This window comes from Roseateles sp. (assembly GCF_047654805.1).
In the GTDB taxonomy this organism is placed as follows: Bacteria; Pseudomonadota; Gammaproteobacteria; order Burkholderiales; family Burkholderiaceae_C; genus Pelomonas.
The window spans coordinates 6,007,965-6,020,457 of sequence record NZ_JASGIV010000001.1; the positions used below are offsets into that span (position 1 = coordinate 6,007,965).

The window sequence follows — 12,493 nt, forward strand, 5'->3', positions numbered from 1 at the left end:
GCCATGCTGGCCGAAATGGGGTTTCGGCTGCCTGTTGCTGCGTCGGTTGTGGCCGAAGCCGAGGTCGTCGAGCATGCCGAGCCCGAACCCATCGTCGTCGCGCCGCCGCCGCCTGTCGTCGTGCGCGTGGCAGCTTCCGTGGCGCCAGCGAGTTTCGCGGGTCTGGGCCTGCCGGCGCTGCGCGAGGCGGTGTCTGCCTGCCGCGCCTGCGGGCTGTGCGAGCAGCGACGCAACGCCGTCTTCGGCAATGGTGCGCTGGAGCAGGTGCAGTGGTTGGTCGTGACCGACCCTCCGGACGAGTCCGACGACGCCAGTGGCGAAGCTTCTGGTGGTGAGGCCGGGCGCCTGCTGGACCGCATGCTGCTGGCCGTCGGCCAGCGACGCGGCGGTGACGCGACGAGCGCCTTCGTGACCCCCATCGTCAAGTGCCGCCCGCCGCGTGGCCGTGCGCCACAGCCGCCCGAGCTGGAGGCTTGCGAGGCCGTGCTGGCAGCCCAGATCGAGCTGTTGCGGCCTCGCCTCGTGCTGGCCCTGGGCCTGCAGGCGGCACGGCGGCTGACCGGCTTGGCCGAGCCGCTGGGCCGGCTGCGCGGCCGGGTGCACCGATGGCGCGGCCTGCCCGTGGTGGTCTCCTACCATCCGGCGTATCTTTTGCGTTCGACGGCCGACAAGGCCGGAGCCTGGGACGACCTGTGCCTGGCCCGCCGGACGATGCAAACCTCGTGAACGCGCTTACCCCTCTCGAATTCGAACGTCAGGCCCTGGACGCGGCGCGCTTTCGCATGCTTGCGGACCATGTGCCGGCTTGGATCGCGCTGTACGGCGCGGCGGACCACCGCTGCTTGTTCGCCAACCGCGGCTATGCCGAGGCTTTCGGCCTCACGCAGGAGTCCATCGTCGGCCTGCATTTCAGCGAAATCGTCGGTGCCGCGGCCTACGAGCAGGTGCGCGTGTCGGTTGACGACCTGGTGCGCGACCACAAGCCGGTCGTCTACGAGCGCGAGCTGCAACGCCCAGGCGGCGGACGCTCTTGCCACGAGATCCACCTGATTCCACAGTTCGACGACACCGGCGTGTTGCTGGGCAGTTGGGTGCTGGTCTACGACATCACCCGCCACCGTGAGGCCGAACGGCAGCTGCGCGAATCCGAGACCCGCCTCGACAAGTTCATGCAGGCGACGGTGGAAGGCATCCTCTTTCACCGCGACGGTCGAATGACTGACGTGAACCCACCGCTGTGCGCGCTGACGGGTTGGCCGGCCGAAGAGCTGATCGGCCAGCATGTGCTGGCCTTCGTGGCCGAAGATGAACTGCCCAAGGTGCGCGAGGTCATGCAGCAGAGCCAGGAGCTGCGCTACGAGACCGTCATCAAGCACCGCAGCGGCTCGCGCATTCCCGTCGAACTCATCATGCGCACCGTGGAGCTGGATGGCGAGAAGCTGCGCATGGCGGTGGTGCGTGACATCCGCGACCGTCTCGCCAGCGAGGCGCGCATCCAGCACCTGGCCTTGCACGATGGGCTGACCGGTCTGCTCAATCGTGCCGCCTTCATGGATCGCATGGCCTTGCTGATGCGGCGCGCCGAGCGCAAGGGCGAGATGCTGGCGCTGCTGTTCATCGACCTGGACAACTTCAAGCGAGTCAACGACTCCCTGGGGCATCTTGAAGGCGACCAGGTGCTGACGACGGTGTCAGAGCGGCTGGTGGGGGCTCTGCGCGGCAGCGACCTGGTCGGGCGTTTCGGTGGCGACGAGTTCGTGGTGCTGCTGACTGACCTGGCCACCCGCGCGGACATCGTCGTCGTGTTGGAGGCGCTGCTGTCCGTCGTCGAGGTGCCTGTCAAGGCCGACGGCCGCGCGCTGTCCGTCACGCCATCCATCGGCGTGGCCGTCTATCCTGACGACGGGCGGCAAGCGGATGAGCTCATCCAGCACGCCGACACGGCCATGTACCGCGCGAAGGCGCGAGGGCGTGCGACGTACCAGTTCTTTGAGCCGGCACTGGCGGAAACGGCCTATGCCGATCTGGTGCTGGAAGCCGAACTGGCGCAGGGCCTCACCCGCAATGAGTTCGAGCTGTTCTTCCAGCCCCAGGTCGAGGCGGCGACGGGCCGGTTCTCCGGTGCCGAGGCGCTGCTGCGCTGGCGCCATCCGCAGCGCGGCCTGCTTAGCCCTGACGCCTTCATCTTCGTGGCCGAGCGCCACCGCCTGATGCTGTCGCTTGGCGAATGGGTGCTCCGTGAGGCGGCTACGACGGCGCGGCGCTGGCGCGAGAAGGGGTTGACCGATGGCCATGGGCCTATGCGCATCGCCGTCAACCTGTCGCGCATGCAGTTCCACCTTGAGGGCTTTGCCGATACGGTGGAGCGACTGCTTGCCGAGACCGGTGCCCAGGGCCGCTGGCTGGAGTTGGAGCTGACGGAGCGCATGCTCATCGACGACATCGAGCACGCGCCGACCACGCTGGCCCAGCTGCGCGCGTTGGGACTCACGGTATCGGTAGACGATTTCGGGACTGGTTATACCTCGCTGGCCCACCTGACCGAGCTGCCGCTGGACAAGCTCAAGATCGACCAGAGCTTCGTTGCTCGCCTGCCCGACGATGTCGGCGCCCAGGCCATCACGCGCGCCATCGTGCAGATGGCCGTGGGTCTGGGACTCACTGTCACGGCCGAGGGCGTGCGCAGCGCCGCCCAGTGGCAGTTGCTGGCCGGCTGGGGTTGCCAGCAGTTCCAGGGCGAGCTGGTCGGTGCGCCGATGCCGGCGGCCGAGTTCGAGGCCTGGGTGAAGGCCAGGTGAGGGCGCGATGACATTGGTGCAGAAGATTCACGCCGAAATCGCTGCGGCCGGCGGCTGGCTGCCGTTCGACCGTTTCATGAGCCTGGCGCTGTACGAGCCAGGCCTTGGCTATTACGCGGGCAGTCGGCGCAAGTTTGGCCAGATGCCGGACGGGGGGTCGGACTTCGTCACGGCGCCAGAGATGTCGCCGCTGTTCGGCCGCGCGTTCGCACGCCAACTGGCCCAGGCCATGGATGCCAGCGGCTGCCGCGATATCGTCGAGTTCGGCGCCGGTTCGGGCGTGCTGGCGGCGCAGCTGATTGCCGAGCTTGATGCGCTGGGTGCGGGCCTGGCGCGCTACCGTATCGTCGAGTTGTCCGCGGACCTGCGCGAACGCCAGCGCGAGCGGCTCGCCCATTGGGGCGAGCGCATCGAGTGGCTGGACACGCTGCCGACCGAGTTAGAGGCGGTTGTCATCGGCAACGAAGTGCTGGATGCGATGCCCGTGCAACTGCTGGCCTTCGATGGCCAGACCTGGCGCGAGCGCGGGGTCGTACCGGCGGGAGAGGGCTTCGCCTTCGAGGACCGCGACAGCATGTTGCGGCCACCGCTGGAGACCGGCTTCGTGCCCGGCACGGTCACCGAGATCCATCCCCAGGGCGATGCCTTCATCGCGACGCTGGCTCGCACCCTCAGGCGCGGTGCGGCCTTTTTCATCGACTACGGCTTTCCCGAGGCCGAGTACTACCACCCGCAGCGCCGCGGCGGCACGCTGATGTGCCATCAGGCTCACCAGGCCGACGGTGACCCGCTTGTCGCCGTGGGCGATAAGGACATCACGGCCCATGTCAACTTCACCGGCACCGCGTTGGCCGGCCAGGACGCCGGCCTTGTCGTGCTGGGCTATACCAGCCAGGCGAACTTCCTGCTCAACTGCGGCATCGCTGATCTGCTCGCCGGTGCCGGCTTGAGTGAGCGTGCGATGGCGCACCGCCTGCTGGCCGAGCATGAGATGGGCGAGCTGTTCAAGGTGATAGGCTTTGCGCCGCTGAGTGCGCCCTTCGACGCCCTCGGGTTCGAACGCGGAGACCGGTCGCACAAGCTCTGAGGAGTGCGTCGATGAAGGCTTGGTGGCTGTTGTTGCTGTGCGCTCCGGCGCTGGCTCAGGACGTGAATGCCGGCCGCAACCTGGCGGCCACCTGTGCCAACTGCCATGGCAGCGACGGCCGGCCCAAGGGTGCCGTGATGCCGCCGCTGGCCGGCATGCCGGCCGACATGATGCTGAAGCGGATGGCCGACTATCGCAGTGGCCAACAGGCCGGTACGGTCATGCCGCAGATCGCCAAGGGCTACACCGAGGAACAGCTGCGTCTTGTCGCAGCCTACTTCGCGGTCCGAGCGCGGCCATGATCGCGCGGCGCCAGCTGCTTGCGGCGGGTAGCCTGGCACTGGCCGGCTGCGCCAGCCCGACGGAGCCAGTCGGTCGAGTCGTCGTCGTGGGCGGTGGTTTTGGCGGCGCGACGGCGGCGCGGTATCTGAAGCTGTGGGGTGGTGCCGCAGTCGACGTGACGCTGGTGGAACGCAATGCGAGCTTCCTGTCCTGCCCGATGTCCAACCTTGTCATCGCCGGCGTGCGGGATCCGGGCAGCCTCAGCCAGGGCTATGACGGCCTCCAGGCCCAGGGCGTGAAGCGTGTGCGCGGGGAGGTCATCGGCATCGAACCCGCTGCGAGGACGATACGACTGGCCGACCGCAGCACGATGGGCTGGGACCGGCTCATCCTTGCGCCCGGCATCGACTTCATGCTCGACGAGTTGCCGGGCCTCGCCGCCGCCTTGGACAGTGGCCGCGCCGTTCACGCCTGGAAGGCTGGCGCGCAGACGTTGACGCTGCGTCGGCAGCTCGAGGCCCTGCCCGATGGTGGTGTGGTGCTGATGAGCATTCCCAAGGCACCCTACCGTTGCCCGCCCGGGCCGTACGAGCGGGCCTGCCTGATTGCTTCTTATCTGAGGCGCGCCAAGCCGCGCGCCAAGCTATTGGTGCTGGACGCGAATCCGGAGGTGCAGAGCAAGAAGGTGCTGTTCGAGCGCGCCTTCGTTCAGCACCACGCCGGCGTGCTGGAGTACCGGCCCAACGCCGAACTGCAGCAGGTGCTGGCCGACGGCACGGCGCGCTTCGAGTTCGAAGATGTGAAGGCCGACGTGCTCAATCTGATCCCGCCGCAGCGCGCCGGTGACCTTGCGCGCGACTTCGCCAACGTGAATCGCCGCTGGGTTGGCATCGACTGGCTGACGATGCAGGCACAAACCGCGCCGGGCGTGCACGTCGTGGGTGATGCGATCCTCTCGGCGCCGGGCAGTCCCAAGTCTGCCCACCTGGCCAACCAGCAGGCCAAGCTCGCCGCAGCAGCCGTGCTGCAGCTGTTGAGGGGCGAGGCAGTGAACCCGGCGCCGGTGATGATGAACACCTGCTACAGCTTCGTGACGCCAGCCGAGGCCATGCACGTGGCCTCGGTGCACCAGTACGACGCGGCGGAGAAGACGATGAAGGCGGTGTCCGGCGCTGGCGGACTGTCGCCCGTCGCGAGTGCACAGGAGGCGGCCTTCGCGCAGGCTTGGGCCGAAAACATCTGGGCCGATACGTTGGCCCTCTAGGTCACCAGGCACCGGTGTTGGGCATGGACGTCCAAGGCTCGGCAGGTGCCAGCGCAGGGCCGTGCTGCAGCAGCTCGACCGAGATGCCGTCCGGCGAGCGCACGAAAGCCATGCGGCCATCGCGTGGCGGGCGGTTGATGAGCACGCCGTGGGCCATCAGCTTCTGACAGGCGGCGTAGATGTCGGGTACGGCGTACGCCAGGTGGCCGAAGTTGCGGCCGCCGGTATAGGTCTCGACCTTGCCGTCAGCGTCTGGCCAGTTGTAGGTCAGCTCGACCTGGGCGTCGTCGTCGCCAGGGGCGGCCAGATAGACCAGCGTGAAGCGGCCGGCTTCATGCTCCGAGCGCTTGACCTCTTTCAGGCCGAGTGCGTCGCGGTAGAAGCGCATCGAGGCGTCCAGGTCATGGACGCGGACCATGGTGTGCAGGTATTTCATGGCCGTGATTGTCGGCGCGGGCTCAATAGCCCTGTGTCATCGCCGGCTTGTCAGTCGCTTGAGTGCTTCGCAGCGGATCTCGCCACATCTGACTGACCCAGGCAGGGCAGCGGCCATCGCCGGCGCCCCCGAAGCCTCCGCTGGGCGCGCAGACTCGGCGGCCGTCGGCATCGTAGAGGTGGTTGAAATGGTCGCAGCAGGGGGCGTTGATCAAGTAGAACACCCGACCGTCCGCGCGCTTGAACGCCATCATTGAGCTGAGCGCCCGCATGTTGCCGACCTCGAACGCGCTGATACGTTGGCGGATGGCCGGGTCGGGCGTGTCCAGGGGTGCCGGTTGTGCATCTGCCGGTTGTGTGCCGCTGGCGGCGATAGCTCCTGCGGAGAGTGCCAATACGGCCCCAATGCCTACGTACCACCAAGTGGGTGAGATTGGGGAGCGTGCGCAGCGCATGGTGGCGCAGTGTGCCGCAGTCGTCAGTAGTCCAGCCACTCCATCGGCGCTACCAGTGCGCCGCCGCGGATGCGCTCGAGCGTGCCGGTCAGGATGTCGATGTTGTTGTCGAAGCTGCCGTGGCTGGCATCAATCTGGTCCCCGGTCTTGGTTGTGCGGACTTTGGGCGATGCGACGCGGTTCAGCAGCTCGCCGGCTGGCCAGATCTTGAGCCAGGCGGCGACGTCGGCGTTGGGGGGAGCGGCCCACTGATCGTCCACCCAGGCCTGATCGGGCTCGACCAGTGCGCGTTCCATGCCGAGCAGGGGTTGCTTGCGGATGTCGTCGAGCGCGCGCGAGACGAGGTAGAGCAGCGACTTGCCGTAGATATCACGCTCGGCGCTGGGCAGACCGTCGGCGCGCTCGTTGGCGTCGGTGAGCACATGCAGGCGCAGGGCCGCCAGGGGCAGTACTCCAGCCCGGTGGGCCGCGCCGTAGCGCTGCACGGCGAAGCCGCTGGAGCAGGCCGCGGCATAGAGCTCGCAGCTGGCGAGCTGCACGATGTCAGCACCGCCCAGTCGTCCGAGCAGGTGGCCCAGCAGGATGGAGCCGGCCGAGTGGCCGATGAGGTGAATCTCCAGGGTTCTACCGTTCGTGGCCAGTTCATCGCGCAGTTCGCGCAGCATGCGGGCGGCGAGGTCCAGTACGTGGTCGGCCGTCGCGCCGCCCTCGGCGTTCTCGCGCATCTCGCTCCAGATGCCGCGCGCGAACTGGCGGCCCACGGCTTCGATGGCGCGGTCCTTGGCCTCCGCGGCGGCGTCGCGTAGGCGATCCAGCCAGCCGGCGCTGCGGTCGGCCGAGTCGACGACGCGGTGCTTGAGGTCTTCAAGGATGTCCTTCAGTGTTTCACCAGGGCCAGTCTTCCAGGTGAAGAACAGCGGGTAGATTCCGTTGGCCGTGAAGTAGGGCGCGAGCACGCGAATGCGCTGGATGGAGCTGCCTTCATTGTTCAGGCCGCCGTGGGCATAGATGGCGAGCTTGACGACCTTGTCCTTGCTCGTCTTGAACCAGGCGGCGGGGCGCTCGACGACGATTTCGCGCGCCAGGCCCTCGCGGTCGCTGCGCGCGCGTGTGAAGTCGGTGGACATCAGTTGGCCGTCGTTGCCCGAGACCAGGGTGTGGGTATAGGCCTCGTCGGTACGCAGCGGTTGGTAGGGCTTGTGCGCGAAGACGTGGTTGAAGGGCCAGGGGTCGTCGCGCGGGTTGTCATCGACGCGCAGCGTCGCACCCACATCCGACAGGCCGCGGCCGGCCATGACACGAAACCCCCCGGCCGCGCGCGCGCGCTTTACCGATTTCGCGGCCTTGGCCGCCGGGGGCTGTCGGCTCTTGATGTCCGACAGATCCTGCGGCACGCCCAGGGCGACGGCCCAGGCGTCGGTACCGTTGGTGACCCAGTCCTCGTAACTCAGGATGGCGAAGCCACTCGCACCCCAGCCGGTGCCCCAGCTGTTCTGCACGACGAAGCCGCGCTCGTTGTAGCCCACCAGCGCGAAGGCATGGCCGCCGCTCTTGCGGGCGACTCGTTCGATGCGCGGCAGCTTGTCGTGGCTTGACGGCATGGCACTCTCGTCCAAGGTCCAGCCGTCGTGCACGTCACCTGACACGTAGATGGCGCCGATCTCGTAGATCGCAGCCTGCATGTCGACCACGCTTTTCTTGTCGACGCGATAGTAAACGCCCAGCGCCCGCGTGGTTGCGTCGTCATCCCAGCCTGCGGCGGGGCGCTCGAATACGCCTGCACCGTCCTTGTCGAGGGGGTAGGGCCAGAGCGTGGACGAACATACGCCGTGCTTGTGCCAGCCCTTGAGCGCACCGCGGCAGGACGAGCCTTCGTAGTCCTGTCCGGGCCATTCGTCGTAGAGCTTGGCCAGCTCATAGAACATGCGCGGGCTAACCATCTCGGGCAATGCCCGACTGCGCGGCGCGGCGAGGTGGCGTAACCAGTAGAGGTAGTTGGTCACGCAGGCCAGGCCAAAGCCGGTGCAAGCGCCTTCGTTGCCCTGGTTGAGGATGCGGCCCGCCTTCACGTAGGCGGGCAGCAGGCGCTTCAGGTCGGCGTCCAAGGGCCAGCGCGGAGGCAGTGAGCGCAGCGGCGCGCGATACACCAGGTCGCGCAGGTCCAGGCGGTCGGGTCGAGCGTCCAGTGTGGGCGTGGCATTGGTGGCGGCCTTCTTGGCGGCAGGCGCTGCGGCGGGCTTGCGGGATTTGGTGGCCATGGGAGTCTCCTGAGGGCTGCCGATGTTGGTCATGCCCGACGGACGGAACAATCCCGCATGCCACACTGGCTCCCATGATCAAGGGTGTCTGCATCGTTGGATTGGGGGCGATCGGCGGCTGGATGGCAGCGCATCTGTCGAGGGTCGAGGGCTTGCGAGTGAGCGCGCTGGCGCGGGGCGACACGCTTGCCGCCGTGCGGGACCGCGGCCTGCGGCTGGACAGCGGCAAGGACAGCTGGCAGGCGCCATTGCGCGTCAGCAGCAACCCGGTAGAGCTCGGTCCGCAGGACCTTGTCATCCTCGCCGTGAAGGGTCCGGCCCTTGTGGACGTGGCCGGGCAGGTCGCGCCGCTCTGCGGGCCGCGTACTCGCGTGCTGACGGCGCTGAACGGCCTGCCCTGGTGGTTCACGGCCGGCCTGCCGGTACCGGGCCTGGCGCTGAAGAGCGTGGATCCGGACGGCCACATTGCCAGGATGCTTCCGCCTGAACGCATCATCGGCTGCGTCGTGCATGCGAGCTGCTTCGTGCAGGCGCCGGGGCATGTCCGTCATGTACAGGGCAACGGACTACTGATCGGCGAAGCCGCTGGTGGGGCCAGCGAATCGGTCGCTGGGTTGGCTGCGCTGCTGGTGCGTGCCGGCCTTGGTGCAAGGGCGGTGGAGAGCATCCAGCGCGAGGTCTTCTACAAGCTCTGGGGCAACATGACGACCAACCCGGTCTCGGCGCTGACGCGTGCGACGACTGACCGCATCCTGGCGGACGAATTGGTGCGCCGCTTCACGACGGACATCATGCGCGAGGCGGCGCTGATCGGGGAGCGCGTCGGCTGTCCCATCGCGCAGTCGCCCGAGGACCGCCACGCCATCACGCGCTCGCTGGGAGCCTTCAAGACCTCGATGCTGCAGGACATTGAGGCGGGCCGGGCTATAGAGACCGCTGCGCTGCTCGAAGCGCCGCGGGAGCTGGCGCAGCAGTTGGGCGTGGCGACGCCAATGCTGGATGCGCTGCTGGGCCTGACGAGATTGATGGACGGCTGCCGCGCCTTGCGATCTGGTTGACCGCGACATACCCCTGGCGTGCTCGTCAAGGGTATCGCCATGTGAGCACGCTAGGCAAGGACGCCGTTAAGGCCCGGGAGTTGTTTGTCAGCTCGCCGCCTTCTTTGTTTGGCCCTTAACCCTCGCCCAACGCTCATGGTCGCGCCAACGACCAGCTACCTTGAGGTACTTGGGTGAATAGCCTTCGAGGTGAAAGCCGCAGCGCATGGCCAACGCGATGGATGCGGCATTGCGTGGCTGGATGTTGGCCTCGAGACGGTGCAGGCCCAGATCCTTGAACGCGTGTTGCACGACGGCATTCAGGCCGCGGGTCATGAGTCCACGGCCATTGAATCCTGCAAAGGCGTAGTAGCCGAGGTAGCCGCTGCAGAAAGCGCCCTTGATGACGTTTGTTAGGTTGATGGCGCCGGCCAATTCACCCTCGTCGACGATGACAAATCCGTGATGAACGGTTCCATCAAAGCGGGCGAGGTAGCTGGCAAAGGACTCTGCATCGCAGGGCGGTTGAACCCAGGGGTGGTGCAGTTGGCGACTGGCGCCGGCGGCGGCAATGAAGGCCGCTTCGTCAGTCGCCGCGACTGGCCGTACTACCGGCCCAGCGGTGCGATACCCAGCCATGCCGCGTGAGCCCAGAAGGCGAAGAATGCCCACAGCGCAAAGCCAACGGCCACGGTGGCCGCAGTGCCACCGGCTGTCGGCGCGGCGATGGCCGGCGCGGGGCGCCGCCGCGCTGCGCGGAACACGAGGATGGACCAGACGAGGAAGCTGCCGAACAGCATCGCGTCCGCCAGCGTGTTGTTGGCGATCAAGTGGGCAAAGGCCCAGACCTTCACGGACAGCGTCATCGGGTGCTGCAGCTTGGCCTTGATGTGATTGCGCGGCATGTAAGCCGAGGACAACAGGACCATGGCGACAAGCATCAGAGCCGCTGCGGCATGGTTCATGCCGCGGATGGGTGCCCACAGCGTGACGGGTTCCAGCCGGGCCTGCGAGAAGCCCCACAGGATCAGTCCGAAGCCGATGAGGGACACGAGGGTATAGAGGCCTTTCCAGCCCCTCTCACCGAGGCGTGCGAGCTGCGCGTCACGCCAATTCGGTGCGATCGCGCGTGTCATGTGAATGCCGAGAAAGAGGGCAAGGCCGAGGGCAAGCCAGGTCATCGAGAGCTCCTAGGTGTCAGGTCTGGCGGTCGACGCGCAAGGCGAGCACGACCGAACTGTTGGTGCGCAGCACGCCGTCGATGTCACCGATCTCGTCGAGCAGCGCGTCGAGCCGGGCCGTAGTGTCGGCGCGCAGCAGCGCCATGTAGTCGAATTCGCCGCTGACCGAGGCGAGCTGGCGGAGCTCGGGCAGTTCTGCAAGGCGTTTGACGACCTCGCGTCCTGCCTTGGGGCTGACGGTAATGCCAACGAAGGCCTGCACGCTGCGGCCGGCCTCGTCGACGCCCAGCCGCGCCGTGTACCCCACGATGCGGCCGCTGGCCTCCAGGCGCGCCAACCGTGCGACGACGGTGGTGCGCGCCACGCCCAGCTTGCGCGCGAGCGTCGCCGTGCTCTCCCGGGCGTTGGCTTGCAGCAGCAGGATCAGCCGGCGATCGAGGTCGTCCGCCGGGGGGGAGGGGTTTACCCGTGAATCATTCATAGTGGCGAATCATCGCGACAAATCGTCGAAACACCAATTGATTTCGTCGAAGTGGTGCTTTCTTTCGTCATGGGCCCTGCCTAGAGTGCAGTCCAACTGAAACCCTGCCTGGAGCACCCCATGAAGATCGCCCTGCTCGGCGCCGGCCACATCGGCCAGACCATCGCCCGCCTGCTGCACGCCACCGGCGACTACCAGGTCACCGTGCTGGACAAGAATGCCGGCTACCTGAAGACGCTGGCAGCCGAGGGCATCGCCACGGCCGAGGTCGACAGCGACAACCGCGCCGCGCTGGCTGCACAGCTGCGTGGCAAGGATGCTGTCGTCAATGCGCTGCCTTATCACCTGGCTATCACCGCTGCCGAGCTGGCACTGGAGTGCGGCTGCCACTACTTCGACTTGACCGAGGACGTGGCCGCCACCAAGGCCATCAAGGAAATGGCCAATGGCGCCAAGACCGCCTTCATGCCGCAGTGCGGCCTTGCGCCGGGCTTCATTGGCATCGTGGCCCACCACCTGGCGAGCGGCTTTGACTCGGTGCGCGACGTGCAGATGCGCGTGGGCGCGCTGCCGGCCTTCCCGACCAACGCGCTGAAGTACAACCTGACGTGGTCGGTCGACGGACTCATCAACGAGTACTGCCACCCCTGCGAGGCCATCCATGGCGGCGAGACCATTGCGGCGCTGCCGCTGGAGGGGCTGGAGCATTTCAGCCTGGACGGTGTCGAGTACGAGGCCTTCAACACGTCCGGCGGCCTGGGCACGCTGTGCGAAACCTGGGCGGGCAAGGTGCGCAACCTGGACTACAAGACGGTGCGCTACCCGGGCCATCGCGACCTGATGCAGTTCCTGCTGGGCGATCTGGGCCTGAAGGGCGACCAGGAGAACTTGAAGGCCATCATGCGCAAGAGCATGCCGGCCACCATGCAGGACGTGGTGCTGGTGTTCGTGACCGTCTCCGGCATGAAGAACGGCGTGCTGCTGCAGGAGGTCTTCGCCCGCAAGATCTTTGCGACGCGCGATGGCGCACAGCCGCTCTCCGCCATCCAGATCACGACGGCAGCGGGCATCTGCGCGGCTGTGGACCTGTTCCGCGAGGGCAAGCTGCCGCAGAAGGGCTTCATCCGGCAGGAGGAGGTCGCGCTGCCGGACTTCCTTGCCAACCGCTTCGGCTCGGCATACCAGCAAAGCCGTCAGGTGGAATCCATCTCGTAA

13 protein-coding genes are annotated in these 12,493 nt (G+C 67.1%); 7 read left to right on the top strand and 6 right to left on the bottom strand.

What is annotated here, in order from left to right; all coding sequences use genetic code 11:
• Positions 1-3 precede the first annotated feature (3 nt).
• The 5 genes from QM732_RS27220 to QM732_RS27240 are packed head-to-tail and all read left to right on the top strand — an operon-like array spanning position 4 to position 5,431.
• On the top strand, positions 4-726 hold the full coding sequence (locus tag QM732_RS27220) for a uracil-DNA glycosylase (protein ID WP_415659218.1): 723 nt from the start codon (positions 4-6) through the stop codon (positions 724-726).
• On the top strand, positions 723-2,798 hold the full coding sequence (locus QM732_RS27225) for a putative bifunctional diguanylate cyclase/phosphodiesterase (RefSeq protein ID WP_415659219.1): 2,076 nt from the start codon (positions 723-725) through the stop codon (positions 2,796-2,798). Before QM732_RS27220 ends, QM732_RS27225 begins: the two co-directional genes overlap by 4 nt.
• Positions 2,799-2,805: 7 nt before the next feature.
• Positions 2,806-3,885 (top strand): class I SAM-dependent methyltransferase, encoded by a 1,080-nt coding sequence (locus QM732_RS27230; RefSeq protein ID WP_415659220.1) that lies wholly within the window; start codon positions 2,806-2,808, stop codon positions 3,883-3,885.
• A gap of 11 nt (positions 3,886-3,896) precedes the next feature.
• Positions 3,897-4,187 carry a c-type cytochrome gene (locus QM732_RS27235; protein WP_415659221.1) on the top strand — a complete coding sequence of 97 codons (291 nt, stop codon included), beginning with the start codon at positions 3,897-3,899 and terminating at the stop codon, positions 4,185-4,187.
• Positions 4,184-5,431: an NAD(P)/FAD-dependent oxidoreductase gene (locus tag QM732_RS27240; protein WP_415659222.1), complete on the top strand. Its 1,248-nt coding sequence runs from the start codon at positions 4,184-4,186 to the stop codon at positions 5,429-5,431. The genes QM732_RS27235 and QM732_RS27240 overlap by 4 nt, the downstream gene beginning before the upstream one ends.
• 1 nt (position 5,432) lies before the next feature.
• On the opposite strand, the gene QM732_RS27245 is transcribed toward QM732_RS27240, so the two are convergent.
• From QM732_RS27245 to QM732_RS27255, 3 genes are read right to left on the bottom strand one after another with little or no spacing between them, the layout of a single operon-like run.
• Positions 5,433-5,867, bottom strand: a complete 435-nt coding sequence (locus QM732_RS27245; protein ID WP_415659223.1) for a VOC family protein — start codon at positions 5,865-5,867, stop codon at positions 5,433-5,435.
• 22 nt (positions 5,868-5,889) lie between these two features.
• Positions 5,890-6,321 carry a DUF6970 domain-containing protein gene (locus QM732_RS27250; RefSeq protein ID WP_415659224.1) on the bottom strand — a complete coding sequence of 144 codons (432 nt, stop codon included), beginning with the start codon at positions 6,319-6,321 and terminating at the stop codon, positions 5,890-5,892.
• A gap of 23 nt (positions 6,322-6,344) precedes the next feature.
• Positions 6,345-8,579 carry a C1 family peptidase gene (locus tag QM732_RS27255; RefSeq protein ID WP_415659225.1) on the bottom strand — a complete coding sequence of 745 codons (2,235 nt, stop codon included), beginning with the start codon at positions 8,577-8,579 and terminating at the stop codon, positions 6,345-6,347.
• 74 nt (positions 8,580-8,653) lie between these two features.
• Here QM732_RS27255 and QM732_RS27260 point away from each other — a divergent pair, with 74 nt between their 5' ends.
• Positions 8,654-9,637, top strand: a complete 984-nt coding sequence (locus QM732_RS27260) for a 2-dehydropantoate 2-reductase (RefSeq protein WP_415659226.1) — start codon at positions 8,654-8,656, stop codon at positions 9,635-9,637.
• Positions 9,638-9,724: 87 nt separating this feature from the next.
• Here the strand turns inward: QM732_RS27260 and QM732_RS27265 are convergent, their stop codons facing one another.
• The 3 genes from QM732_RS27265 to QM732_RS27275 are packed head-to-tail and all read right to left on the bottom strand — an operon-like array spanning position 9,725 to position 11,278.
• Entirely contained in the window at positions 9,725-10,288 is a 564-nt protein-coding gene (locus QM732_RS27265; protein WP_415659227.1) for a GNAT family N-acetyltransferase, read from the bottom strand.
• Positions 10,225-10,797, bottom strand: coding sequence for an NnrU family protein (locus QM732_RS27270; protein WP_415659228.1), 573 nt, complete (start codon positions 10,795-10,797; stop codon positions 10,225-10,227). The genes QM732_RS27265 and QM732_RS27270 overlap by 64 nt, the downstream gene beginning before the upstream one ends.
• Before the next feature lie 16 nt (positions 10,798-10,813).
• On the bottom strand, positions 10,814-11,278 hold the full coding sequence (locus QM732_RS27275; RefSeq protein ID WP_415659229.1) for an Lrp/AsnC family transcriptional regulator: 465 nt from the start codon (positions 11,276-11,278) through the stop codon (positions 10,814-10,816).
• A 120-nt stretch (positions 11,279-11,398) separates the two neighbouring features.
• Here QM732_RS27275 and QM732_RS27280 point away from each other — a divergent pair, with 120 nt between their 5' ends.
• Positions 11,399-12,493, top strand: a complete 1,095-nt coding sequence (locus QM732_RS27280; protein WP_415659230.1) for a saccharopine dehydrogenase NADP-binding domain-containing protein — start codon at positions 11,399-11,401, stop codon at positions 12,491-12,493.